General features: G+C 76.9%; 24 protein-coding genes and 1 tRNA gene. 9 read left to right on the top strand and 16 right to left on the bottom strand.

The genetic code is table 11. The annotated features are described in order from the left end of the window. Positions 1 to 9: 9 nt before the first annotated feature. Together BLS82_RS15520 and BLS82_RS15525 are read left to right on the top strand one after the other, a co-directional pair. Positions 10 to 471 carry an FAD-dependent monooxygenase gene (locus BLS82_RS15520; protein WP_176818878.1) on the top strand — a complete coding sequence of 154 codons (462 nt, stop codon included), beginning with the start codon at positions 10 to 12 and terminating at the stop codon, positions 469 to 471. Between the two features lie 9 nt (positions 472 to 480). Next, on the top strand, positions 481 to 1383 hold the full coding sequence (locus BLS82_RS15525; RefSeq protein ID WP_176818879.1) for a Rossmann-fold NAD(P)-binding domain-containing protein: 903 nt from the start codon (positions 481 to 483) through the stop codon (positions 1381 to 1383). On the opposite strand, the gene BLS82_RS01895 is transcribed toward BLS82_RS15525, so the two are convergent. From BLS82_RS01895 to BLS82_RS01925, 7 genes are all read right to left on the bottom strand, one after another. Continuing rightward, positions 1289 to 2353, bottom strand: a complete 1065-nt coding sequence (locus BLS82_RS01895) for a DUF418 domain-containing protein (protein ID WP_255378051.1) — start codon at positions 2351 to 2353, stop codon at positions 1289 to 1291. The genes BLS82_RS15525 and BLS82_RS01895 overlap by 95 nt on opposite strands. Before the next feature lie 265 nt (positions 2354 to 2618). Next, complete coding sequence (gene lysA / locus BLS82_RS01900; RefSeq protein WP_092861096.1) at positions 2619 to 4037, bottom strand: diaminopimelate decarboxylase; 1419 nt, start codon at positions 4035 to 4037, stop codon at positions 2619 to 2621. Between the two features lie 8 nt (positions 4038 to 4045). Continuing rightward, entirely contained in the window at positions 4046 to 5713 is a 1668-nt protein-coding gene (gene argS, locus BLS82_RS01905; RefSeq protein ID WP_092861098.1) for an arginine--tRNA ligase, read from the bottom strand. A gap of 37 nt (positions 5714 to 5750) precedes the next feature. Beyond that, positions 5751 to 6158: a response regulator gene (locus tag BLS82_RS01910; RefSeq protein WP_218123445.1), complete on the bottom strand. Its 408-nt coding sequence runs from the start codon at positions 6156 to 6158 to the stop codon at positions 5751 to 5753. A gap of 83 nt (positions 6159 to 6241) precedes the next feature. Next, positions 6242 to 6313, bottom strand: a tRNA-Arg gene (locus tag BLS82_RS01915). A 100-nt stretch (positions 6314 to 6413) separates the two neighbouring features. Then, entirely contained in the window at positions 6414 to 8240 is a 1827-nt protein-coding gene (locus BLS82_RS01920) for a M15 family metallopeptidase (protein WP_092861100.1), read from the bottom strand. A gap of 224 nt (positions 8241 to 8464) precedes the next feature. After that, entirely contained in the window at positions 8465 to 9925 is a 1461-nt protein-coding gene (locus BLS82_RS01925) for a GuaB1 family IMP dehydrogenase-related protein (protein ID WP_092861102.1), read from the bottom strand. 175 nt (positions 9926 to 10100) lie between these two features. On the opposite strand from BLS82_RS01925, the gene BLS82_RS01930 reads away from it, so the two are divergent. Together BLS82_RS01930 and BLS82_RS01935 are read left to right on the top strand one after the other, a co-directional pair. Next, on the top strand, positions 10101 to 14069 hold the full coding sequence (locus BLS82_RS01930; protein ID WP_092861104.1) for a multifunctional oxoglutarate decarboxylase/oxoglutarate dehydrogenase thiamine pyrophosphate-binding subunit/dihydrolipoyllysine-residue succinyltransferase subunit: 3969 nt from the start codon (positions 10101 to 10103) through the stop codon (positions 14067 to 14069). A 1-nt stretch (position 14070) separates the two neighbouring features. Further along, positions 14071 to 14676: a GDSL-type esterase/lipase family protein gene (locus tag BLS82_RS01935; RefSeq protein WP_092861106.1), complete on the top strand. Its 606-nt coding sequence runs from the start codon at positions 14071 to 14073 to the stop codon at positions 14674 to 14676. Positions 14677 to 14701: 25 nt separating this feature from the next. Here BLS82_RS01935 and BLS82_RS01940 read toward each other — a convergent pair whose 3' ends face one another. Continuing rightward, a complete protein-coding gene (locus BLS82_RS01940; RefSeq protein WP_092861108.1) occupies positions 14702 to 15685 on the bottom strand; it encodes a zinc-binding dehydrogenase in 984 nt (327 codons plus the stop codon). A 63-nt stretch (positions 15686 to 15748) separates the two neighbouring features. Between BLS82_RS01940 and BLS82_RS01945 the strand changes: the two genes are divergently transcribed. Continuing rightward, positions 15749 to 15931, top strand: a complete 183-nt coding sequence (locus tag BLS82_RS01945) for a hypothetical protein (RefSeq protein ID WP_143028707.1) — start codon at positions 15749 to 15751, stop codon at positions 15929 to 15931. A gap of 19 nt (positions 15932 to 15950) precedes the next feature. On the opposite strand, the gene BLS82_RS01950 is transcribed toward BLS82_RS01945, so the two are convergent. Genes BLS82_RS01950 through BLS82_RS01960 form a run of 3 tightly spaced genes read right to left on the bottom strand, consistent with a single transcriptional unit; the run spans position 15951 to position 18311 of the window. Next, on the bottom strand, positions 15951 to 16832 hold the full coding sequence (locus BLS82_RS01950) for a YhjD/YihY/BrkB family envelope integrity protein (protein ID WP_218123446.1): 882 nt from the start codon (positions 16830 to 16832) through the stop codon (positions 15951 to 15953). A 41-nt stretch (positions 16833 to 16873) separates the two neighbouring features. Beyond that, positions 16874 to 17995: a type IV pilus twitching motility protein PilT gene (locus BLS82_RS01955; RefSeq protein ID WP_092862567.1), complete on the bottom strand. Its 1122-nt coding sequence runs from the start codon at positions 17993 to 17995 to the stop codon at positions 16874 to 16876. A 16-nt stretch (positions 17996 to 18011) separates the two neighbouring features. After that, positions 18012 to 18311 (bottom strand): biotin/lipoyl-binding carrier protein, encoded by a 300-nt coding sequence (locus BLS82_RS01960; RefSeq protein WP_092861112.1) that lies wholly within the window; start codon positions 18309 to 18311, stop codon positions 18012 to 18014. Positions 18312 to 18342: 31 nt separating this feature from the next. Between BLS82_RS01960 and BLS82_RS16680 the strand changes: the two genes are divergently transcribed. Beyond that, positions 18343 to 18417 (top strand): 50S ribosomal protein bL37, encoded by a 75-nt coding sequence (locus BLS82_RS16680; protein ID WP_369811034.1) that lies wholly within the window; start codon positions 18343 to 18345, stop codon positions 18415 to 18417. 33 nt (positions 18418 to 18450) lie between these two features. Here BLS82_RS16680 and rsrA read toward each other — a convergent pair whose 3' ends face one another. Continuing rightward, on the bottom strand, positions 18451 to 18717 hold the full coding sequence (gene rsrA, locus BLS82_RS01965; RefSeq protein ID WP_092861114.1) for a mycothiol system anti-sigma-R factor: 267 nt from the start codon (positions 18715 to 18717) through the stop codon (positions 18451 to 18453). Then, a complete protein-coding gene (locus BLS82_RS01970) occupies positions 18714 to 19337 on the bottom strand; it encodes a sigma-70 family RNA polymerase sigma factor (RefSeq protein WP_092862570.1) in 624 nt (207 codons plus the stop codon). The genes rsrA and BLS82_RS01970 overlap by 4 nt, the downstream gene beginning before the upstream one ends. Before the next feature lie 282 nt (positions 19338 to 19619). On the opposite strand from BLS82_RS01970, the gene BLS82_RS01975 reads away from it, so the two are divergent. The 3 genes from BLS82_RS01975 (at position 19620) to rsgA (ending at position 22639) form a co-directional block, all read left to right on the top strand. Then, positions 19620 to 20165 carry a DoxX family protein gene (locus BLS82_RS01975; protein WP_092861116.1) on the top strand — a complete coding sequence of 182 codons (546 nt, stop codon included), beginning with the start codon at positions 19620 to 19622 and terminating at the stop codon, positions 20163 to 20165. Positions 20166 to 20261: 96 nt separating this feature from the next. After that, positions 20262 to 21587, top strand: coding sequence for a 3-phosphoshikimate 1-carboxyvinyltransferase (gene aroA, locus BLS82_RS01980; protein ID WP_255378052.1), 1326 nt, complete (start codon positions 20262 to 20264; stop codon positions 21585 to 21587). Between the two features lie 17 nt (positions 21588 to 21604). Then, complete coding sequence (gene rsgA / locus BLS82_RS01985; protein ID WP_092861120.1) at positions 21605 to 22639, top strand: ribosome small subunit-dependent GTPase A; 1035 nt, start codon at positions 21605 to 21607, stop codon at positions 22637 to 22639. Between the two features lie 9 nt (positions 22640 to 22648). On the opposite strand, the gene BLS82_RS01990 is transcribed toward rsgA, so the two are convergent. The 3 genes from BLS82_RS01990 to BLS82_RS02000 are packed head-to-tail and all read right to left on the bottom strand — an operon-like array spanning position 22649 to position 24125. Beyond that, positions 22649 to 23308 carry a hypothetical protein gene (locus tag BLS82_RS01990; RefSeq protein WP_143028708.1) on the bottom strand — a complete coding sequence of 220 codons (660 nt, stop codon included), beginning with the start codon at positions 23306 to 23308 and terminating at the stop codon, positions 22649 to 22651. Then, positions 23305 to 23817 carry a DUF2231 domain-containing protein gene (locus BLS82_RS01995; RefSeq protein ID WP_092861124.1) on the bottom strand — a complete coding sequence of 171 codons (513 nt, stop codon included), beginning with the start codon at positions 23815 to 23817 and terminating at the stop codon, positions 23305 to 23307. Before BLS82_RS01995 ends, BLS82_RS01990 begins: the two co-directional genes overlap by 4 nt. Continuing rightward, entirely contained in the window at positions 23814 to 24125 is a 312-nt protein-coding gene (locus BLS82_RS02000; protein WP_218123448.1) for a DUF2087 domain-containing protein, read from the bottom strand. Before BLS82_RS02000 ends, BLS82_RS01995 begins: the two co-directional genes overlap by 4 nt. Positions 24126 to 24180 lie beyond the last annotated feature (55 nt).

Consider the following 24180-nt stretch of genomic DNA (forward strand, 5'->3'; position numbering starts at 1 on the left):
GGAGGCAGCATGAGCACGATGCTCGAGGGAGCACCGCGGGTCCTGGTCACCGGCGGCAGCATCGCCGGTCCGGCCGTGGCGCACGAGCTGTGGCGGGCCGGTCTCTCCCCGACCCTGCTCGAACGCGCCCCGCGGGTGCGCAGCGCCGGCCAGAACGTCGACGTCCGCGGCGCCGGCCACGAGGTCCTGCGCCGGATGGGACTGCACGGGAGCGTGGCCGCCGCGGGCACCGGTGAGACCGGGACGCGGTTCCTGCGCCCGGACGGCACCGCCTACGCCACCATCCCCGCCGAGCAGGGCCACGACGGACCCACCGCCGAGCTGGAGATCCTGCGCGGACGGCTCTCGGCGCTGCTGCTGCAGGCCACCGTCGGCGAGGTGGAGCACCGCTACGGCGACCACCTGGTCGAGGTCTCCCAGGACGAGCACGGCGTCGACGTGGTCACCGCCGCCGGCCACCGCGAGCGCTAAGACCTGCTGGTGGTCGCCGAGGGCCGCCGGTCCAGGACCCGTGACCTCGCCTTCGGCACGGACGCCGGCACCGGAGCCGCCTACCGCGACCGGGGCCAGTACGTCGCCTACGGCACCATCGAGCGCACCGACGCCGACGACCGGTGGTGGCGGTGGCTGACCGCCACCGACGGCCGCGTCGTCTCGCTGCGCCCGGACGACGTCGGTTCGACGCGGGCGGCCCTGGCCTTCCGAGCCCCGCCGCTGGGGCTGGACCGCCTCGACGCGCAGATCCAGATCAGGGTGCTGCGCGAGCGGTTCGCCGGTGCGGGGTGGCAGACCCAGCGCGTCCTGGACGGCTTCGCCGCCCAGCCGGAGGAGTTCTACCTCGAGCGCGCCGAGCAGGTGTCCGTGCCGCGGTGGTCGTGCGGGCGGGTCGCCGTCCTCGGCGACACCGCCTGGGGCGGCCCCACCGGGATGGGCACCACGCTGGCGCTGCTGGGAGCGCACGTCCTCGCCGGCGAGCTCGCCGCCGAGCAGGAGCGCGCGCGTCGCTCCGGCTCACCGTTCGACCCCGGCCGCGCCCACCGGGCCTACGAGCAGCTGCTGCGTCCGCACGTGGAGGAGGTCCAGCGGCTGCCCCCGGGAGTGCCCGCGCTGGCCCTGCCGAAGACCCGCTGGGGCCTGGAGGTGCTGCACGGCGTCCACCGCCTCGTCGCCACCCGCGCGCTGCGCGGGATCGCGGAGCGCGTCCTGCCGTCCTCGGCGTCGAGCTCGCTCGCCCTGCCGCAGTACCCGCAGCTGCGGGCGCGCGCCGACGACCCCGCGCAGGCGGCCGTCACCGTCCCCCGGTCGCAGCCCGCGACCGCCGCAGCGGCGAGCGCCGACCCCACGTCGCCCAGCGCCACAGCCACTCCAGCGGTCCCTGGGTGAAGTGCCGCAGCCACCAGGTGGAGAAGGCCCACTGGGCGACGAGGAGCACACCGGCCACGAGGAGGAGCACCGTCCAGGAGCGGCTGGACGGCAGGTCGAGCAGGTGCCCGGCGAGGACCAGCACCACGGTGGCGCTCACGTAGGTGGTCAGCGCCGTGCGTCCCAGCGGCACGAAGGCGGTCTGGAGCAGCGAGCGCACCGGGGTGCGCAGCAGCACCAGCAGCCCGGTGACGTAGACGCCGGCCGTGAGCAGCCCGGCCACCGCGGAGGAGGCGGTGAAACCGGAGCGCTCCAGGTCCTCCAGCTGCCAGGCCGCAGCGGGCGCCGCGGCGGCTGCGAAGCCGAGGAGGAGCAGCAGCGGTCCCCGGGTGGAGGTCTCCAGGCGGTCGACGACGCCGTAGCGCACCAGGGCGGAGCCGAGCAGGAACAGCCCCGGCACCAGGGCGATGCCTCCCCCGGTGGCCAGTGCTGCGGGGACCAGCACCGCAGCGCCCGCTGCCACCGCCCACCGCGGCAGCCAGGAGGAGGGCAGCAGCACCAGCAGCCCGACGACGGCGTAGGGGGTCAGCGCCTCCCCCGGGTGCAGCAGCTGGTGGGTTCCGCCCAGGGGCAGCAGGACCAGCAGGCGCCGCGCCAGCAGCACCCGCGGGCGGGTGGCGCGGCGTGCGGCGGAGGCCAGGAAGAGGGAGGAGCCCACGCCGAACAGCAGCGAGAAGATCGGGAAGAACCGCTGCTGGACGAGGAGCTGCAGCCAGCCGCTCGGATCCTCCAGCGTGACCGGGGAGGGCTCCAGCGCGTGCTGGAAGCGGGTCACCGGCCCGGCGTTGACCAGCAGGATCCCGCACAGGGCGAACCCGCGCAGCACGTCCAGCGCGTCGATGCGCGCGCTCCTGGCCCCCACCGGCGCCGGTGCGCCGGTGATCGGCTCCCCCGCGGCCAGGAGGGTCGAGGAGGGAGGGTCCTGAGGCACGGCGCGGCTCCTGCTCGAGTCGCTCGCCCGGCACCGCGCCGGCGAGGGGGCCGAGCCTGCTCCCCTCGCGCGCCCGGCACGTCCACCCCAGGTGCCCACCGGCCTCCCCGGCCTCCTCCTGCGGGATGACGCACGAGGACGCCGGCGCGCCCGTGAGGGCGGACGGTGTCAGCCGCAGGCGAGGGCGACCTGGCGGGCCACCCAGCGCGTCGTGATCACCCCTGCCGTCGTCCACCCCCGTCCACCCCCGTCCGCCCCGGGCGCGTCAGCCGACGTCGAGGGCGAGCAGGTCCTCCTCGGTCTCCCGCCGCACCACCGCGCGGGCGACGCCGTCGCGCACGGCCACCACGGGCGGGCGCGGCACGTGGTTGTACTGGTTGGCCATGCTGCGGCAGTACGCGCCCGTGCCGGGCACCGCCAGCAGGTCCCCGGGGCCGACGTCCCCGGGCAGGAACTCGTCCTTGACGACGACGTCGCCGCTCTCGCAGTGCTTGCCGACGACGCGGCTGAGCACCGGCGGCGCCGAGGACGCGCGCCCGGCGAGGGTGGCCGAGTAGTCCGCGTCGTACAGGGCCGTGCGGATGTTGTCGCTCATCCCGCCGTCCACGGCCACGTAGCGGCGCCGGGCCCCGCCGTCCAGCTCGACGTCCTTGACCGTGCCGACGCGGTAGAGGGTGAAGGTGCTCGGCCCGGCGATCGCCCGCCCGGGCTCGACCGAGATCCGCGGCACCGGCACCCGCAGCGCGGCGCACGCCTCGACGACGACCTCCGCCATCCCCTTCGCCAGCTGCTCGGGGGTCAGCGGGTCGTGCTGGGTGGTGTACGCGACGCCGAAGCCGCCGCCGAGGTCCAGCTCGGGCATCGCGTGCCCGTGCTCGCGCGCGACGGCCGCGTGCAGCCCGAGCACGCGGCGGGCGGCGACCTCGAAGCCCGCGACGTCGAAGATCTGGGAGCCGATGTGGCTGTGCAGCCCGCGCAGGTCGAGCTCGGGGCGGGCGAGGACGGCGGCCACCGCAGCCGCGGCGTCCCCGCCGGCGAGCGAGAGGCCGAACTTCTGGTCCTCGTGCGCGGTGGCGATGTAGGAGTGGGTGTGCGCCTCGACGCCGACCGTGACGCGGACCAGCACGCCCTGGCGCACCCCGTGCGCGGCGGCGGCGTCGGCGATGCGGTCCACGTCGCCGAGGTTGTCGACGACGACGCGTCCGAGCCCGGCCCGCACGGCACGGGCGATCTCGGCGTCCGACTTGTTGTTGCCGTGCAGCAGCATCCGCTCCGGCGGCATCCCGCCGCGCAGGCCCACCGCCAGCTCCCCGCCCGTGCAGGCGTCGTAGGACAGGCCCTCCTCGGCCAGCCAGCGCGCCACCGCGGTGCACGTGAAGGCCTTGGCGGCGTAGTAGACGTCCGCGCCGCCGCAGGCGTCGGCGAAGGCCGCGTCGAAGGCGTCGCGGAACGCCCGGGCCCGGGCGCGGAAGTCGACCTCGTCGAGCACGTACGCCGCGGTGCCGTGCTCGGCGGCGATGGCGGCGACGTCCAGGCCGCCCACGCGCAGGGCGCCGTCCTCGCCGCGGGAGGCGGTCGCGGACCACAGCCCGGGCACGAGCGCGTTGACGTCGGCCGGCACGGACAGCCACGCCGGAGCGCCGTAGCCCTCGGCGTGCAGGGCTCCGGCGGGGTGTGCTCGCACGATCCCTCCTACATCCGGTCCGGGGCGCTGACGCCGAGCAGCGCCAGCCCGTTGGCCAGCACCGTGCGGGTGGCCTCGTTCAGCCACAGCCGGGTGCGGTGCACGTCGGTGACCGGCTCCTCGCCCTGGGGGCTGACGCGGCGCTCGTCGTACCACTTGTGGTAGCTGCCCGCGAGGGCCTCCAGGTGGCGGGCCACCCGGTGCGGCTCGCGCAGCTCCCCGGCCTGCGCGACGACGCGCGGGAACTCGCCGAGCGCCGCGAGCAGCGCCGTCTCGGTGGGGTGGTCCAGCACCGAGGGGTCGAAGCCGTCCTCGGTGCGCACGCCGAGGTCGCGGGCGGTGCGGCCGACCCCGGCGGTGCGCGCGTGCGCGTACTGCACGTAGAAGACGGGGTTGTCGTTGGTGCGCTTGACGAGCAGGTCGAGGTCGACGTCGATGGCCGAGTCGGCCGAGTAGCGCGTGAGCTCGTAGCGGGCGGCGTCCGCCCCGACGGCGTCGACGAGGTCCTCCATCCTCACGACCGTGCCGGCCCGCTTGCTCATCCGCACCGGCGCGCCGCCGCGCACGAGGTTGACCATCTGGCCGATGAGCACCTCCACCACGGCCGGGTCGTCGCCGAACGCGGCGGCCGCCGCCTTCAGCCGCGCGACGTACCCGTGGTGGTCGGCGCCGAGGAGGTAGACGCACAGGTCGAACCCGCGGGCGCGCTTGTCGCGCAGGTACGCCAGGTCGCCGGCGATGTACGCCGGGGACCCGTCGGACTTGATGACCACCCGGTCCTTGTCGTCGCCGAACTCGGTCGAGCGCAGCCACCACGCGCCCTCCGCGGCGTACAGCCGCCCCGAGGCCTTCAGCTCCTCGACGACGCGCTCGACGGCGCCGGAGGCGTGCAGGGAGTCCTCGTGGAAGTAGACGTCGAAGTCGACGCCGAAGGCGTGCAGGTCGGCCTTGATCTGGTCGAACATCAGCGCCACGCCGCGGGCGCGGAAGACCTCCAGCGCCTCGTCCTCGGGCAGCGACAGCGGGTCCGCCTCCCCCGCCGCCCGCACGTCGGCCAGCACCCGGGCGGCGATCTCCTCGACGTAGGCGCCGCCGTAGCCGTCCTCGGGCGCCTCCTGGCCGCGGGCGCGCGCGAGCAGGGAGCGCGCGAACCGGTCGATCTGCGCGCCGTGGTCGTTGAAGTAGTACTCGCGCGCCACCCGCGCGCCGCAGGCCTCCAGGACGCGCGCCAGGGAGTCCCCCACCGCCGCCCAGCGCGTGCCGCCCAGGTGGATCGGGCCCGTGGGGTTCGCCGAGACGAACTCGAGGTTCACGGAGCGGCCGGCGGCGGCCTCGCCGCGCCCGTAGGCGGGGCCCGCCTCGACGACGGTGCGCGCCAGCTCCCCCGCCGCGGCGGCGTCGAGGACGATGTTCAGGAAGCCCGGGCCCGCGACGTCCACGCTCTTGACGCCGGGGACGGCGGACAGGCGGGCCGCGAGCGCGTCGGCGAGCCGGCGCGGCGGCACGCCCGCGCCCTTGGCCAGCTGCAGCGCGACGTTGGTGGCCCAGTCCCCGTGCTCGCGGTTGCGGGGGCGCTCGATCCGCACCTCGTCCGGAACGGCGACCGCGAGCTCGCCGGCGTCGACGGCGTCGGTCAGGCAGGCGCGGACGGCTGCAGACAGCTCGGCGGGGGTCACCCCCCCAGGGTAATGGCGCGGCTCCCGCGCCCGGCCGTCAGCGCGCGCCCTGCGCCGGGCGCCCGGAGGCCGCGAGGTCCTCGACCACCTCGACCAGGGCGCTGGGGTCGAAGGGCTTGGACACGAGGGCGTCGATCCCGGCGTCGCGGGCGCGGGCGCGCTGGTGGGCCTGCACGGACGCCGTGACCATCACCACCGGCAGGGTCGCCAGCGCGGGGTCGCGCCGGATGTCCGCGAGCGTCGTCCAGCCGTCGCGCGGCTCCATCACGGCGTCCATGGTCACGACGTCGGGTCGCGGCAGGGAGGGGTCGCGCAGCCGCTGCAGGCACGCGTCGCCGTCGGCGGCCTCCTCGACGACGTGCCCCTCCAGCTCGAGGTTGAGGCGGATGAGCATGCGGATCTGCTCGGTGTCGTCGACGACGAGGACGCGGACGGGGTCGACCACGGGGCCAGCGTAGGGCCCGGACGGAGGTGGGGGCCCGGACGACGACGGGCCGGTCGCGGCTGTGTCGCGACCGGCCCTGCGCGTGCCCCCGGCAGGATTCGAACCTGCGCACCCGCCTCCGGAGGGCGGTGCTCTATCCCCTGAGCTACGGGGGCCGACCGCGCCGACGCGCGGCACGGGCGCGGTCGCGACTCTAGCAGCGCCCCGGCGGCGGCCGTGACCCGCTCGCCCGCCCCCGACCGGGCCCGGTCGGGCTCAGTCGGCCTCGGCGAACTCCCAGTGCCACGGCTCGTAGGGGCCGGAGCCGCTCTTGCGCGCCCACTCGGGGTTGTCCCAGCCGTAGGCGGGCGCGTGCTCGCGCAGCCAGTCGTAGTGCTCGTCGGAGTCCTCGACGCCGCCGCCGAGGTCGACCGCCAGGCCCCAGCCGTGCTCGCTGGTGCCCGGGCGCGCGGCCAGGTTCGGCTTGCTCCGCTTGACCGCCACCTGCGCGGCGTAGGAGCGGTAGGAGTCGGTCAGCGACAGGTCCTCGCCGAACTGGGCGCGGAAGGCCAGGTTGAGCCGGGCCAGGCTGACGGCGGCGTCGGCGCGCAGCATGTGCCCGGACTCCCACAGCGAGCACAGCTCCTCGGTGTCGAGGCGCCCGTTGGCGGCGTCCTCGGAGCCCTCCGGCACCACGCCGGTGCACCCCTGCGTCAGCTCCGCGACGGCCTGGCGCTCGGCCTCGGCGGCCGCGGCGGCGGCCGCCTCCGCGGCCTGGCGCTCCTCCAGCAGCTTGCGCTCGGCGGCGCGGCTGGCCTGGTCGGCCTCGGCGCGGGCGCGGGCCATCGCGGCGGCGTCGGGCAGCTCGAGGTCGGCCGACAGCGGCGCGGTGGCCGCGACCTCCACCGCCGGGACGTCGCTGACCTCCTCCAGCGCCACGGTGGTCGCCACCGGGGTCCGGGGAGCGACGGCGGTGCGGGTCGTGCTCGTGGTGTCGGCCTCGGCGCTGCCGGCGCCGACGTCGGCGACGAGCGGCGCGACGAGGGTGGCCAGGCCCAGGACGCCGGCCACGCCGACCTGCGGGATGGCAGGCAGGCCCGTGCGGGTGGGGGTGCGGTGGTGCCCGCGGCCGCGGGCCGGGGAGAACGCGGCGCCGCTGTGGCGCCGGCGCAGCAGCCCGCCGCGCCCGGCCGCCTCGGGCGCGCGCTCGGGCACGCGCTCGGTGGGCGCGGCCTCGTAGACCGGCGGCAGCGTGACGGTCGAGATCGCGACGCCGTCGACGGACCCCGCCGGCACCGGCCGGGAGCTGGGGACCACCGGCGCAGGCACCGCCGCCCGGGGGGCCGTGCGGGGGGCCGTGCGGGGGGCCGGGCGGAGGGCCGTGCGGGATGCCGTGCGGACCGCCGTGGCCGGGCGCGCGCTCGGGACGGCGGCGGTCGCAGCGGCCGCGGGGACCGCGGGCAGCGGCGCCGTCGTTCCGGGGGCGGCTGCCGTCGCGCTCGCGGGAGCGGGGACCGGCGCGGTCGCGGGCGCGGCCGCGACGACGGCGGGTGCGGGGTCGGGTGCGGGCTCCGGCGCGGCCGCCGCGGCCTGGGCGCGCAGGGCGCGGCGGCCGCCGGGCCGGGGCCCGACGCTGGCGGTGGGCGCCGTCGCGTCGACCGGCCCGGCAGCGCGGCGGCGGGCCCGGGCAGGGGCCTGCTCCGGCGCCGGGGGCGCGGACGGCGCAGGCGCACCGGCCGGCGGGGGCGCCGCGGCGGACGCCGCCGCCAGCAGCGAGGTCGCGTCGACGGGACGGTCGGCGCGACGGCGCCCGGAGCGCACGGCCGGGGCAGCAGGCGCCGCCGGAGCGGCAGCCGCGGCCGGGGCAGCAGGCGCGGCCGGGCCGGCCGCGGCGGGGACCACCGGGACGACGGGAACGCCCAGCACGGGGAGAACGGGACCCGTGGTGTGGTCGCCGGCCGAGGAGCGGGCCGGCGCCGCGGCCCAGCCGGCGCGGGCGCGCAGCCCCTCCTCCCAGGTGGTCAGGGGCTGCAGCCGCGCACTCCCGGCCGGCTCCCCGACGAGCGGTTCGTCGACGGTCCCAGCTGCGCGATGCGACGGCACGAGGCACCCTCCCGGAGCGGGTCTAATAGGGGTCGAACGGGGTCGGTCTCCGCCCTGCGGGCGGCCCCGCGCCGCCGTTCTCCCGGCGCCGAGGAGTTCCCACCATAGGGACGCGAAGGTGCCGGGTCCGGGACTTCCGCGCTTTTGTGGACGGCGAGTTCCACGAATGTCATTCCTGGTCGGGAGAATGTCCGGCGGTGTCCGTTCCCTCCCGCCCGGCGCGTTCACCACCCCGCCGGGAGGGGGCGGCCCTCCTGGTAGCCGGCGTCCGACTGCAGCCCCACGACGGCCCGCTCGCGCAGCTGCGCGAGGTCCGCCGCCCCGGCGTAGGTGCAGGTGCTGCGCACGCCGGAGGTGATGTGGTCGAGCAGGTCCTCCACGCCGGGCCGCGCCGGGTCCAGGAGCATCCGGGAGCTGGAGATGCCCTCCTCGAACAGCGCCTTGCGGGCGCGGTCGAAGGGCGAGTCCGCCCGGGTGCGCGCGGCCACCGCGCGGGCGGAGGCCATGCCGAAGCTCTCCTTGTAGGGGCGGCCGGACTCGTCGTGCATGAGGTCGCCCGGGCTCTCGTAGGTGCCCGCGAACCACGAGCCGACCATGACCTGGCTGGCGCCGGCGGCGAGGGCGAGGGCGACGTCGCGCGGGTGGCGCACGCCGCCGTCCGCCCACACCCTCGCCCCCAGCTGCCGGGCGGCCTCGGCGCACTCGAGCACCGCGGAGAACTGCGGGCGGCCGACGCCGGTCATCATCCGCGTGGTGCACATGGCGCCCGGGCCGACGCCGACCTTGACGACGTCGGCGCCGGCCTCGACGAGGTCGCGCACGCCGTCGGCGGTGACGACGTTGCCCGCCACCACCGGCACCCGCGGGCCCAGGGACCGCACGGCGCGCAGGGCGGAGAGCATGCGCTCCTGGTGGCCGTGGGCGGTGTCGACGACGAGCACGTCCGCCCCGGCCTCCAGCGCCGCGGACGCCGCCGCGGCGACGTCGCCCCCGATGCCGACGGCGACGCCGACGCGCAGGCGCCCGCGCTCGTCCAGGGCCGGCGCGTACACGCGCGAGCGCAAGCACCCGGTGCGGGTGAGCACGCCGGCCAGGCGGCCGCCCTCGAGCCGCTCGACCACCGGCGCGAAGGAGCGCCGGGCGCCGTCGAGCGCCGCGAAGGCCTTCTCCAGGCCGCCCGCGCCCGTCACGTCCGCGGCCTCGAGGACGAACGGGTCGGGCGACATCACCTCGCGCACCTGGGTGAACCGGTCCACGCCCTGGCAGTCCGCCTCGGCGACCACCCCGACCGGCGCGCCGGCGTCGTCCACGACGACGGCCGCGCCGTGGGCCCGCTTGGGCAGCAGGTGCAGGACGTCGGTGACCGTGGAGTCCGGGCGCACGACGACCGGGGTCTCGAGCACGGGGTGGCGCGACTTCACGGACGCGACGACGTCGGCGACGACGTCCGCGGGCACGTCCTGGGGCAGCACGGCCAGGGCGCCGCGGCGGGCGGCGGTCTCCGCCATCCGCCGCCCGGAGACCGCCGTCATGTTCGCCACGACGAGCGGGACGGTCGTGCCCGTGCCGTCGTCGCTGGACAGGTCCACGTCCAGGCGGGAGGTCACCGCCGAGCGCGAGGGGACGAGGAAGACGTCGTTGTACGTCAGGTCCGTGGTGGGCCGCTGGCCGTCGAGGAACCGCACGGGAATCCATCCTCCCACGGACCGGGCGGGTGAGCCGCGTCACACCGGTGCGGGGGTGCGGGACGCTCGGGAAGCCCGTCGGGCGCCCGTGGGCGAGATAGGGTTCTGGGCGGCGAACGAGCGTCGCGGAGCAGCGTCGCGGGACCGTGGAAGTGGAAGAAGGCGAACACCCGCCATGACCCAGACCCCCACCACCGGCAGCTCGCAGCAGGGCCCGGGCACCGACCCGGCCGCTGAGTTCGGGGCGAACGACTGGCTGGTCGAGGACCTGTACCAGCAGTACCTCAAGGACAGGGAGTCGGTGGACCCCGCCTGGTGGGACTACTTCGCCAAGCACTCCCCCGGCAGCCGCGGGGACGACGGCGGCTCAGGCTCCGGCGACGGCGCACAGCCCCGGGCCCAGCAGCCCCGGGCCCAGCAGCCCCCGGCCCAGCGGAGCTCGGCCCAGCCCTCCCCACAGGCCGCCCCGCGCCCGGCCCCCGCTCCCGCGCCGGCTCCCCGGGCCGCGGCGCCGACGGCCCCGGCCGGCTCCCCCGCGGCCTCCTCCGGCGCCGAGGGCGTCCCGGTGCCGGCCGAGCGCCGCCCCCAGCCGCGCGACCTGCCGGCCACCTCCCCCGCCGCCCGCGCGGGCACGTCCTCGACCACCGGGAAGCCCGCGGCGGCCGCGCCCTCGGCCCGGACCGCGCCGCCCGCGCCCGCCGCACCGGCCGCGCCGAGCGCCCCGGCCCGCGGCGGGCGGGGCCCCGCCGAGGACGCCGAGGCCGCGGACGCCGCGCAGGTCGAGCGCCTGCGCGGCCCGGCGGCGCGCGTGGTGGCCAACATGGAGGCCAGCCTCGCGGTGCCCACCGCCACCAGCGTGCGCGCGGTGCCGGCGAAGCTGCTCGTCGACAACCGCATCGTCATCAACAACCACCTCAAGCGCGCCCGCGGCGGCAAGGTCTCCTTCACCCACCTCATCGGCTTCGCGGTCGTCGAGGCGCTGCGCGACATGCCGGAGATGAACTGGGCGTACACCGAGGTCGACGGCAGGCCCGGCGTCGTCAGGCCCCAGCACGTCAACTTCGGCCTGGCGATCGACCTGCCCGGCAAGGACGGCACCCGCCAGCTGCTCGTGCCGAGCATCAAGGCCGCCGAGGAGATGGACTTCGCCCACTTCTGGGCCGCCTACGAGGACCTCGTGCGCCGCGCGCGCTCCGGCAGGCTCGGCGTGCCGGACTTCGCCGGCACCACCATCAGCCTGACCAACCCCGGCACGATCGGCACGGTGCACTCGGTGCCGCGCCTGGTGGCCGGCCAGGGCACGATCATCGGCGTCGGGGCCATGGAGTACCCGGCGGAGTACCAGGGCGCCTCGGCGGAGACCCTCGCGCGCCTGGCGGTCAGCAAGGTCATGACGCTGACGTCCACCTACGACCACCGCATCATCCAGGGCGCGCAGTCCGGTGAGTTCCTGCGGCTGGTGCACACCAAGCTGCTCGGCCAGGACGGCTTCTACGACCGCGTCTTCGCGGCGCTGCGCATCCCGTACGAGCCGGTGCGGTGGGTGCAGGACATCTCCGTCTCCCACGACGACGAGATCGGCAAGACCGCGCGCGTGGTGGAGCTCATCCACGCCTACCGGGTGCGCGGGCACCTGATGGCCGACACCGACCCGCTGGAGTACCGCCAGCGGCGCCACCCGGACCTCGACGTCCAGACCCACGGGCTGACCCTGTGGGACCTGGACCGCGAGTTCCCCACCGGCGGCTTCGGCGGGCGGCCGATGATGCTGCTGCGCGACATCCTCGGCGTGCTGCGCGACTCCTACTGCCGCACCGTCGGCATCGAGTACATGCACATCCAGGACCCGGTGCAGCGGCGCTGGATCCAGGAGCGGGTCGAGCGGCGCTACAGCCCGCTCTCGCGCGAGGAGCACCTGCGGGTGCTGCGGCGCCTGAACGCCGCCGAGGCGTTCGAGACCTTCCTGCAGACCAAGTTCGTCGGGCAGAAGCGGTTCAGCCTCGAGGGCGGGGAGAGCGTCATCCCGCTGCTGGACGCGGTGCTCTCCGACGCCGCGCACGCCGGCCTCGACGAGGTCGCCATCGGCATGCCCCACCGCGGGCGGCTGAACGTCCTGGCCAACATCGCCGGCAAGAGCTACGGGCAGATCTTCCGCGAGTTCGAGGGCACCCAGGACCCGCGCAGCGTGCAGGGCTCCGGCGACGTGAAGTACCACCTCGGCACCGAGGGCACCTTCACCGCCGAGGACGGCGCCACGACCAAGGTGTACCTGGCCGCCAACCCCTCCCACCTAGAGGCGGTCGACCCGGTGCTCGAGGGCGTCGTGCGCGCCAAGCAGGACCGCATCAACCTGGGCGGGTCCAGCTACCCCGTGCTGCCCGTGCTGCTGCACGGGGACGCGGCGTTCGCCGGGCAGGGCGTGGTCGCGGAGACGCTGAACCTGTCCCAGCTGCGCGGGTACCGCACCGGCGGCACCGTCCACGTGGTGATCAACAACCAGGTCGGGTTCACCACCGCCCCGGCGTCCTCGCGCTCGTCGTTCTACTCCACGGACGTGGCGCGGATGGTCCAGGCGCCGATCTTCCACGTCAACGGCGACGACCCGGAGGCCTGCGTGCGGGTCGCCCGGCTGGCGTTCGAGTTCCGCCAGGAGTTCGCCAAGGACGTCGTCGTCGACATGGTCTGCTACCGGCGCCGCGGCCACAACGAGGGCGACGACCCGTCGATGACGCAGCCGCTGATGTACAACCTCATCGAGGCCAAGCGCAGCGTGCGCAAGCTGTACGCGGAGGCCCTCATCGGCCGCGGGGACATCACGGCGGAGGAGGCCGAGGCGGTCGTCGAGGACTACCGCCAGCAGCTCGAGCGCGTCTTCGCCGAGACCCGCGACACCGGCTCCGGTGCCCCGCGGGGCACCACCGCGGGCCTGGACCGGCCGGCGTCCCAGCAGGACGACTCGGTCGCCGACCCGGTGGACACCGCGGTCGGCGCCGACGTCGTCGCCCGCATCGGCCAGGCCCACACCTCCCCGCCGGACGGCTTCACGGTGCACCCGAAGCTGCGGCCGCTGCTGGAGCGGCGGGCGCAGATGTCCCGCGAGGGCGGCATCGACTGGGCGTACGGGGAGCTGCTGGCCATGGGCTCGCTGCTCCTGGAGGGCCGCCCGGTGCGCCTGGCCGGGCAGGACAGCCGCCGCGGCACCTTCGTGCAGCGGCACGCGGTGCTCACCGACCGGGTCACCGGCGAGGAGTGGACCCCGCTGCTGTACCTGGCCCCCGACCAGGCGCGGTTCTGGGTCTACGACTCGCTGCTGTCCGAGTTCGCGGCGATGGGCTTCGAGTACGGCTACAGCGTCGAGCGCCCGGACGCGCTGGTGCTGTGGGAGGCGCAGTTCGGGGACTTCGCGCCCGGCGCGCAGACGATCATCGACGAGTTCATCGCCTCCTCCGAGCAGAAGTGGGCGCAGCGCTCCTCCGTCGTCCTGCTGCTGCCGCACGGCTACGAGGGGCAGGGCCCGGACCACTCCTCCGCCCGCATCGAGCGGTTCCTGCAGCTGTGCGCGGAGCAGAACATGACGGTCGCCATGCCGTCGACGCCGGCGTCGTACTTCCACCTGCTGCGCCGCCAGGCGCACGCGCGGCCGCGCCGTCCGCTGGTGGTGTTCACGCCCAAGTCGATGCTGCGCCTGAAGGCCGCGTCCTCGGGCCTGGAGGAGTTCACCAGCGGCGGCTTCCGGCCCGTGCTGCCCGACCCGGCGCTGGCCGCGGGCGGCCTCGACGCCGGGTCGGTGGACCGCGTCCTGGTCTGCTCGGGCAAGGTCTCCTACGACCTGCTGGCCGCGCGCGAGGCGGCCGGGGACCGGCGCACCGCCGTGGTGCGCCTGGAGCAGCTGTACCCGGTGGACGGCGCGGGCCTGCGCGAGGCGCTGTCCGCCTACCCCGAGGACGCCGAGCTGGTGTGGGTCCAGGAGGAGCCCGCCAACCAGGGCGCGTGGCCGTTCCTCGGCTACGCGCTGCCCGAGGTCCTCGGCGAGCGCCGCGTGCGCCGGATCAGCCGGCCGGCGTCGGCCTCGCCGGCGGCCGGCTCCGCCAAGGCCCACCAGGCGGAGCAGGAGCGGCTGGTCCTCCAGGCGCTGGCCCGGTGAGGTGAACCGCTCTCCCCTGAGGGTCTGCGTCGTCGGCGACGACCTGGTCGCAGGGGTCGGCGACCCGCGCTCGCTCGGCTGGGTGGGCCGGGTCGCCGCCCGCACCCGCACCGAGCAGGGCGCACCGGCGGCGTCCGTGCTGCCGCTCGGGGTGCCGGGCGAGGGCACGGCCGCGCTGCGCGAGCGCTGGCAGCCCGAGGTCGCGCGCCGCCGCTCCGGCGGGGACGACCGCCTCGTCGTCGGCCTCGGCTGCGTCGACGCCGTCCAGGGCACGTCCCTGGCGCGCAGCCGCCTGAACCTCGCCGACGTCCTGGACGACGCGGCGCGTGCCGCGCTGCCGGCGTTCGTCGTCGGGCCCCCGCCGCCGGCGGACCCGTCCCTGCAGGCCGCGGTGGGCGAGCTGGACGGCGGGTGGGCGGACGTCGCCGCGCGCCGCGGCGTGCCCTACGTGGACTGCTTCGCGCCGCTGCTCGACCACGAGGCCTGGCACGCGGACCTCGCGGTCGGCGACGGCGTGCACCCGGGCCAGGCGGGCTACGGGCTGCTGGCCTGGCTCGTGCTGCACGGCGGCTGGCACCCCTGGCTGGGCCTGCAGCCGCCGGTGTGAGCCGCCGGCCCGAGCCGCTCGGGGCTCAGACGGTCAGCACGACCTTGCCGAAGACGTCGCCGCGCTGCAGGCGCCGCAGGCCCTCGGCGGCCTGCGCCAGCGGCAGCACGGAGTCGATCACCGGGCGCACCCCGGTGGCGGCGCACAGGCGCACGAGCCGGTCGAGCTCGACCCGGCTGCCCATGGTCGACCCGACCACGCGCAGCTGCGCGAAGAAGACCCGGGTCAGCTCCGCCGGCGGGGCGTCCCCGGACGTCGCGCCGCAGACGACGACGGTGCCGCCCGGGCGCAGGGCGCGCAGGGAGTGGGCCCACGTGGCGTGCCCGACGCTCTCGAGCACGGCGTCGACGCGCTCGGGCAGCCGCTCACCGGCCGCGAAGGCGGCCGACGCGCCCAGGGCGAGGGCGCGCTCGCGCTTGGCCTCGTCGCGGCTCGTCACCCACACGCGCAGCCCGGCCGCGGCGCCGAGCACCACGGCGGCCGTCGCGACGCCGCCGCCCGCCCCCTGCACCAGCACCGTGTCGCCGGGGTGCACGCCGGCGCGGGTGAACAGCATCCGGTAGGCCGTCAGCCACGCGGTGGGCAGGCAGGCGGCCTCCTCGAAGGTCAGCTCCGCCGGCTTGGGCACGAGGTTGCGCGCGGGCACCCACACCTGCTCGGCGAGGGTGCCGGGGTGGCGCTCGGAGAGCAGCGAGCGGCGCGGGTCCTCCGTCTCCTCCCCCGCCCAGGCCGGGTCGGAGACGACGGCGTGCACGAGCACCTCGCGGCCCTGCTCGTCCACGCCCGCCCCGTCGCAGCCGAGGACCATCGGCAGCCGCTCGGCGGGCAGGCCGACGCCGCGCAGGCTCCACAGGTCGTGGTGGTTCAGGCTCGCCGCGCGCAGGCGCACCCGCACCCACCCCGGCGGCGGGCCCCCGGGCGCGCCGGGCTCCGGGGCGGGCGCGTCGCCCACCTCCAGGGCGGCGAGGGGGTCGTGCGGGTCGGCGCGGACAGCGCGGGCGGCGAGCACCGCTCGAGGCTAGTGTTCAGCGCAGCGGGGGGCGAGGGCGCCGTCCGCCCCGAGGAGGTCGCCGTGAGCGAGGACCCAGGACCCGACCCGACCACCGCCCCGCCGCCGCAGGGCAGCCAGAACCCCGGTGTCTCCGAGGCGGGCAGCGAGACCGCGCCGCCGCCGCAGGGGTCGCAGAACCCCGCGGGCGACGCGGACGAGGCCCCCCCGCCGAAGGGGTCGTCCAACCCCGGCCCGGCCCTCTAGCCCGGCCCCGCAGCCCGGGTCAGGGGCGCCGCTCGCCGCTGCCGGCGGCGGCGAGCGGGCGGCGGGGGCCCACGACGCGCAGGCGCTGCGCCTGGTGGGTGGCCACGTGCCCGAGGAGCACCACCAGGTGCAGCAGCCAGATCCACAGCAGCAGGGCGGTGGCGACGCCGACCTCGGTGAGCCCGCCGAAGGGCGCGCCGAGGTCGACCGGCAGCGCCAGGAAGACGACGAACCCCTGCAGGAACCCGGAGACGAACGCGCCGGTGGCGAAGCCGCCGACCAGCGCCACCCGCCACGGCAGGGGGTCCGGGTCGACGACGCGGAAGGACCACGCCAGCGGCAGGGAGACCGCGACCCAGTCGACGTTGAGCGCCAGGTACACGCCCAGGACGCCGCGCGCGAGGCCCTCCTGGAACAGGGCCGCCAGCACCGGGGCCACGCCGAGGACGGCGAGCAGCAGCAGCGGCGCCACCGCCAGCACCGGCAGCACGGCCACCCGACCCCGCCACCCGACGAACCGGTCGTCCACGTCGGCCAGGGAGGCGTACGCGCGCCGCAGCCCCTCCCCGTACAGGCTCGCGGGCAGGACGGCGAAGAGGACCACCCACCAGCTGACGGTGGTGGACTGCAGCACCAGGTCCCGGGCGACGGGGCCCGCACCCATCGCCGGCGGCAGGGACTGCTCCACCGCCGCCGCCAGGTGCCCCATCCGCTCTGCGCCGACGAGGACGGTCGCCGTCCGCCCGGCCAGCAGGAACCCGGGCACGACGGCGATCGCCGCGTAGAAGGTGACGGCCGCGCCGTGCAGCAGCAGGTCCCGGCGGCCCAGCTCGCGGCGCACGGCCGTGGGCAGCACCCTCATGACCGCCCGCCACGGCAGGGCGCGGGCGGCGGCGGTCACCGCCCGATCATGCCCGCTGCGCCGGGGGCGCGCGGCGCCGGTCAGCCGACGATGCCGAGGCGGCGCAGCTCGACGGTCAGGTCGTGGGGGGTGCTCGCCGCGGCCAGGGCGTCCTCGAGCAGCACGACGCCGTCGCGCACCAGGGCGACGAGGTGCTGGTCGAAGGTCTGCATGCCGTAGAAGCCGCCGTCGGCGACGAGGTCGGTCAGCGAGGACGTCTTCGCGGGGTCGGCGATGGCGTCGGCGACCCGCCCGGTGCCCACGCAGACCTCCATCACCACGCAGCGGCCCTGGCCGTCCGCCCGGGGCACCAGGCGCTGGCAGACGATGCCGCGCAGGGCGCCGGCGAGCGCCTGGCGCACCTGGTGCTGCTCGTGCGGGGGGAAGAAGTCCACGATCCGCGCGACGGTCTCCTGCGCGTCCGTGGTGTGCAGCGTGGACATCACGAAGTGGCCGGTCTCGGCCGCCGACAGCGCCGCGCGGACCGTCTCGGCGTCGCGCATCTCGCCGACCAGGACGACGTCGGGGTCCTGGCGCATCGCACCGCGCAGCGCCGTGGCGAAGTCGGCGGTGTCCACGCGCACCTCGCGCTGGTTGACCATCGCGAGCTTGTCGGAGTGCAGCACCTCGATCGGGTCCTCGAGCGTGATGATGTGCACCTCGCGCGAGCTGTTGACGTGGTCGACCATCCCGGCCAGCGTCGTCGTCTTGCCCGAGCCGGTCGGGCCCGTGACGAGGACGAGCCCGCGCGGCTCCAGCGCGAGGGAGCCGATGACGGCCGGCAGGCCGAGCTCGGCGAGCGCGATCGCCCCGACCGCGACGCGGCGGAAGACCAGGCCGGCCGAGCCGCGCTGGCGGAAGGCGTTGACGCGGAAGCGGCCCACGCCGGGCAGGGAGTAGGCGAAGTCGGCCTCGCTGGTGCGGGCGAACTCCTCGAGCAGGTCCTCGCGCAGCACCTCGCGGGCCATCTGCTCGACGTCCTCGGGCGTCAGCTCCGGGGCGTCCAGGCGGCGCAGCCGCCCGTCGATGCGCACCCGCGGCGGGGAGCCGACCTTGCAGTGCAGGTCCGAGCCGTGCAGGTCGACCAGCGCGAGCAGGTACGGCACGACGGAGACGGGCGCACCGGCCGCGGCGGGGAACCCCGCGGCCGCCTCGGGGGCGATGTGGCTCACCCCGGGCTCATCGGGCGCCGCGGCGCCCTCCTTGAGGACCGCCGTCCCGTGCCGGAGCGGCGTCGTCCAGGACGACGAGGACGTCACCGGCCTGGACGACGTCCCCCGGCGCCACGGCGACGGCGAGGACGGTGCCGCCCCGCTCGGGCAGGACGGGGATCTCCATCTTCATGGACTCCAGCAGCACCAGCTCCTGGCCGGCGCGCACGCGCTCGCCAGCGGCCACGGCCACCTCGAGCACGCGGGCCACGAGCTCGGCCCGCACGACCTCGCCGCCGGGAGGGACCGGGGCGTCCTGTGGGAGCATGGAGGGCACCCCTGGCGAAGTGGAGGACCGCATGAGCAAGCGCGCCCGCAAGCGCCGCAGCCGCAAGTCCAGCGGCGCCAACCACGGCAAGCGCCCCAACACCTGAGGCGCCGCCGCGGGCGGCTCACCGCCGCGCTCCTCAGCTCTCGGCGGTGAGCCGCACCTCGCTGATGCGGGCGACGATCCGCAGCCGCAGCGCCTCGGGCGCGCGGTCCTCCTGGCAGGAGCGGCGCACCAGCTGCTTGACCAGCGCCTCGAGGTCGTACTGGCGCAGGCACGGGGCGCACTCGGCCAGGTGCACGCGGATCAGGTCGAGGTCGTGCGGGCCCAGCTCGCCGTCGACGTACTCGTAGACCCGGTCGAGGACCTCGCGGCAGTCGCTCGGGTGAGGCCTGCCGCCGCTCATCGCTCCTCCGCTCCGGGCTCGCCGGCGGGCACCAGGCCCCGCTCGCGGGCGTAGTCCTCCAGCAGCGCGCGCAGCTGGCGGCGCCCGCGGTGCAGGCGGGACATCACGGTGCCGATCGGCGTGCCCATGATGTCGGCGATCTCCTTGTAGGCGAACCCCTCGACGTCGGCGTAGTACACCGCCATCCGGAAGTCCTCGGGGATCGACTGCAGCGCCGCCTTGACGTCGGAGTCGGGCAGGTGGTCGAGCGCCTCCGTCTCGGCCGAGCGCAGGCCCACGGAGCTGTGCGACTCCGCGCGGGCGAGCTGCCAGTCCTCGATCTCGTCGCTCTGCGCCTGCTGGGGCTGGCGCTGCTTCTTGCGGTACGAGTTGATGTAGGTGTTGGTGAGGATCCGGTACAGCCAGGCCTTGAGGTTCGTGCCCGGGCGGTACTGGTGGAAGGAGGCGAAGGCCTTCGTGAACGCCTCCTGCACCAGGTCCTCGGCGTCGGCGGGGTTGCGCGTCATCCGCAGCGCCGCCGAGTAGAGCTGGTCCAGGTGCTGGAGCGCCTCAGCCTCGAACCGGGAGGTCCGCTCCGCGGCGGACTCCTCCTCGGGGGCTCTGGTCACGTCCTCTGTCATCACCGACGAGGGTAGTCGCCGGATGCGACCCCCGGCGAACCGCAGCGCCCCGGGCTCCCCCGTGACGGCGCCGAGCACGACGAGCACCTCCGACCTCCTCACCAGGACGGGTGCGGGTGCCGTCCTGGCAGGCAGAACGCCGCCCCCGGCCGGGCTTGTTCCGGTCCCGTCCCCACCTCGTCCCGGGTCCGCCCCGGGTCCGCCCCGGGTCCGCCCCGGCCGTGCTCCACCCGGGCGACGCCCGGGGTGCGGCGGGGGACCCGGTGCGGTAGGCAGTCCCCCATGACCATCGTGCGTCGCATCGCCCGACCCCTCCTGGCGGCCCAGTTCATCAACGGGGGCCTCGGCCAGCTGCGCAACCCGCAGGTGGACGCCGCGCGCGGGGGCCCGGTCTTCCCCGCCCTGGCCGGCAGGAGCATCGGCCCGCTGACCCTGCCCACCGACCGCCAGCAGCTGGTCAAGCTCAACGGCGCGGTGATGACGGGTGCGGGCTCTCTGCTGGCGCTGAACAAGCTGCCCCGCCTGTCCTCCCTGCTCCTCGCGGGGCTCACGGTCCCGACGACGCTGACGGGCCACCGCTTCTGGGAGCAGAAGGACCCGGTGCAGCGCGGCGACGACATCGCCGAGGTGCTCAAGAACGCCGGGCTCGTCGGGGGCCTGCTCATCGCCGCCGTCGACACCGAGGGCAAGCCGGGGCTGTCCTGGCGGGCCAAGCGCGCCGCCCGCAACGCCCGCCTGGCCACCAAGGCCGTCACCCACACCGCCGGCAAGTCCACCCGCGCCGCGAGCAAGGTCGCGAGCCGGAAGGCGAAGTCCGCCCTGCGCTGACCGCCCCGCGGCACCGACGGCCCGCGACCACCGCACCGGTGGTCGCGGGCCGTCGCGCGCGGCGGCTCGTGCGCCGCGGGCCCTAGGGTCGTGCGGGTGAGCCCCGACGTCTGGCCCGCCCCGCACGCCGACTCCCCCGTCGACGCCACCGTCGCGCTGCCCGGCTCGAAGTCGCTGACCAACCGCTACCTCGTGCTCGCCGCGCTCGCGGACGCGCCGTCCGTGCTGCGCTCCCCGCTGCGCTCGCGCGACACCCTGCTCATGGCGCGGGCGCTGGGCGAGCTCGGCACCGGCGTCGCCGACCGCGGGGAGGACTGGGTGGTCACCCCGGGGGCGCTCGCGGGCGGCGGGCGCGTCGACTGCGGCCTCGCCGGCACGGTGATGCGCTTCGTGCCCCCCGTGGCGGCCCTGGCGGACGGCGTCACCACCTTCGACGGCGACGAGCACGCCCGCCAGCGGCCCATGGCGCCCGTCCTGGCGGCGCTGCGCGCGCTCGGCGCGCGGGTGGACGACGGCGGCCGGGGCCGGCTGCCGTTCACCGTCGCCGGCACCGGCTCCCTGCCCGGCGGGCGCGTGGAGGTCGACGCGAGCGCCTCGAGCCAGTTCGTCTCGGCGCTGCTGCTCGCGGGCGCCCGGTTCCGCAACGGCCTGGAGCTGCACCACGTCGGCGCCGCCCTGCCCAGCGCGCCGCACGTCGCCATGACCGTGGAGGTCCTGCGCGACGCCGGCGTGGACGTCGAGGAGCCCGCACCCGCCGCGTGGCGGGTGCGGCCCGGGCCGGTGGCCGCCCTCGACGTGCACGTGGAGCCGGACCTGTCCAACGCCGCGCCCTTCCTCGCGGCCGCCGCGGTCACCGGTGGGCGGGTCACGGTGCCCGGCTGGCCCCAGCGCACCACGCAGGCGGGCGACGGGCTGCGCGACCTGCTCGACTCCATGGGCGCCGAGGTCGAGCTCACCCGCGAGGGGCTGACCGTGCGGGGCACCGGGGAGCTGTACGGGCTGGACGCCGACCTGCACGACGTCGGGGAGCTGACGCCCGTCGTCGCCGCCCTGGCCGCCCTCGCCGACAGCCCCTCCCACCTGCACGGCATCGCGCACCTGCGCGGCCACGAGACCGACCGCCTGCACGCCCTCGCCACGGAGGTGAACGGGCTCGGGGGGGACGTCACCGAGACCGACGACGGGCTGGTGGTCCGGCCCCGGCCGCTGCGCGGCGGCGTCTTCCGCACCTACGCCGACCACCGCCTCGCCACCGCGGCCGCCGTCCTGGGGCTGCGCGTGCCCGGCGTCGGCGTGCAGGACGTCGCCACGACCGGCAAGACGCTGCCGGACTTCCCCGGCCTGTGGCTGGGCATGCTCGGCCACCCGGTGCGGAGCGGGCCGCCGTCCGGGCCGCCGTCCGGGCCGCCGTCCGGCTCGTGAGGCGGGGCTGAGGCGCCGTGGCGGACCGCCGGCGCCACCCCGACGAGCGGGACGTGCGGGTGCGCCCGAACCCGCGCGGCTCGCGCCCGCGCACCAAGGACCGCCCCGAGCACCGGGACGCCGTGCCCGGGCGCGTGCTGACCATCGACCGCGGCCGCTGCACCGCCCTGGTGGACGAGGGCGCCCGGGACGAGCGCGCGGTCGTGGCGGTGCGGGCCCGCGAGCTCGGCCGCAGCGGGCTCGCGGTCGGGGACCGGGTCGCGCTCGTCGGCGACGTCAGCGGCGCCGAGGACGCCCTGGCGCGGGTGGTGCGCGTGGAGGCGCGGCGCACCGTGCTGCGGCGCACCGCCGACGACACCGACCCGGTCGAGCGGGTCGTCGTCGCCAACGCCGACCAGATGCTCGTCGTCACGGCCCTCGCCGACCCCGCGCCGCGGCTGCGCCTGGTCGACCGCTGCCTGGCCGCCGCCTGGGACGCCGGCATCGACCCCCTGCTGTGCGTGACCAAGGCCGACCTCGCCGACCCCGAGGACCTGCTGTCCTCCTACCGGGCGCTGGCGGTGCCCGCGCTGGTGCTGCGGCGGCGCCCGGACGGCGCCCTGGACGGGCTGGACGCGGTCCGCGAGGCGCTGGGCGGGCGCGAGAGCGTGCTCGTCGGGCCCTCCGGGGTCGGCAAGTCCACCCTCGTCAACGCCCTCGTGCCCTCGGCCGAGCGGGCCACCGGCGCGGTCAACACGGCCACCGGCCGCGGGCGGCACACGTCCTCCTCGGCGGTGGCGCTGCGGCTGCGCGACGACGGCGGGCGGGTGCTCGGGTGGGTCGTCGACACTCCGGGCGTACGCAGCTTCGGCCTCGCGCACGTGGACCCGCAGCGCCTCGTCGGCGCCTTCACCGACCTCGAGCCCGGCACCGCGGGCTGCCCGCGCGGGTGCAGCCACGACGAGCCGGACTGCGCCCTGGACGCGTACGTCGCCGCCGGGCCGGCGGGACCGGCGCGGCTGGAGTCGCTGCGGCGCCTGCTGCGCAGCCGCGGCGGCGAGGGCGGGGACTGACCCGCCCGGTCAGCCCTGCGCGCGTCCGGGCACCGGAGGAGCGGGCACCGGCGGCTGCGTGAGCGGTGCGGCCACTCCCGCCGCGCGCAGCTCCAGCGCGGCCAGGCGGCGCACGGCCCCGGGGTCGCCGCGGCGCCAGTCCCCCACCGGGTCCGGGCTGATCCTCGCCAGCGCCGCCGGGGGCTGGAAGGCCAGCGCCCGCAGGGCGAGCAGGTCGGTGCCGCCGGGACCGGTGGCCAGGCGGTGCACCCGGCCCGCGCGCAGCGCGAAGCGCAGCCGCATCGGCAGCCACATCGCCACCACGAGCAGCAGCAGCAGCAGCGCGACCACGACGCTGACCACGTCCGCGAGGTCCTGGAGGCTGGCGGCCAGCGAGCCGCCGGCGTCGGCCAGCTGGTCCACCGACCCGCCCGCGTCGTCCAGCGGCCCGCCCAGCTCGTCGCCCACCACGGGCACCTCCTGCGCGGCGCGCCCGGCGCTGCGCAGCTGCTCGGCGAGCCCGCCGGCACCGGACTGCAGCTGCAGCCCGGGCCGGGAGAGCTGGCTGATCGCGTCGTGCACCGCGCGCCCGATCAGGACGCACGCGCAGGCCCACGCCAGCACGAGGACGTCGGCCAGCACCTGCGCGGCGCGGCGGCCCGGCGCCACCGCGTAGGGGCGCAGGCTCACGAGGGCGGCACCCGCCCGCTCCACACCGAGCTCGCGCCGCTGTGCCCGGTGCGCACGACCCACCAGACGGCGAGGACGCCCGCGAGGACCGAGAGCACGACGCCGAGCCGGGCCAGCCCGGGCCGGCGCGCCCCCACCGCGGTCACGAGCGAGGCCAGCAGCACGCCGGCGACGAACAGCGGCACCCGCGCGCCGAGCTCGGCGTGCTCCGCGGCCACCTGCGGCCCGCCGAGGCGGGCCTGCAGGGAGCGGCCGGCGAGCACCGTCAGCTGCGCCGCCACGAGCAGGCCGGCGTTGGCGAGGACGACGAGCCACGCCGCCGCGGCGCGCGAGCGCCCGCCGGGGCGGGCGACGGCGACCGCCACCGCGAGGGTGACCAGCGACATCAGCGGCACCCCGCCGACCACGGAGTGCACCAGGAGCGGGTGGCCCGGCAGGCCCGCGACCGTGTCGACCATCTGCTCGAGGCGGTCGCCGAGGCCGGCGGCGCCCGGCAGGAGGGTGATCACAGCACCACGGTGCCACCGCTGCGCCAGTACACGCCATGGTCGCGCTCGAGGAAGCCCTCGTCGACGAGGTAGCGGCGCAGCATCGCCACGTCGTCGTGGAAGGCGCGCACGAGGGCGTTGACCTCCGTCTCCGGGTAGCGCACCCCCGGCTCGAAGACGCGAGCGACGTGGTCGAGGACGACGAGGCGCTTGCGGTGCTTGGCCGGCATCGACACCAGGCGCCCGTCGGCGTCGAGGAAGGCGCGCAGGACGCGCTCGCGGTCGGCGAGCGCCTGCTGCAGGGACAGCCTGCCGGTGCCGGGGTCCACGCGCAGCACTGTAGGCAGGGGCCACGACGAGCACCCTGAGCAGCGGCTCGCTGCG

Origin of the sequence: Quadrisphaera sp. DSM 44207 (genome assembly GCF_900101335.1) — a bacterium.
Taxonomy (GTDB): domain Bacteria; phylum Actinomycetota; class Actinomycetes; order Actinomycetales; family Quadrisphaeraceae; genus DSM-44207.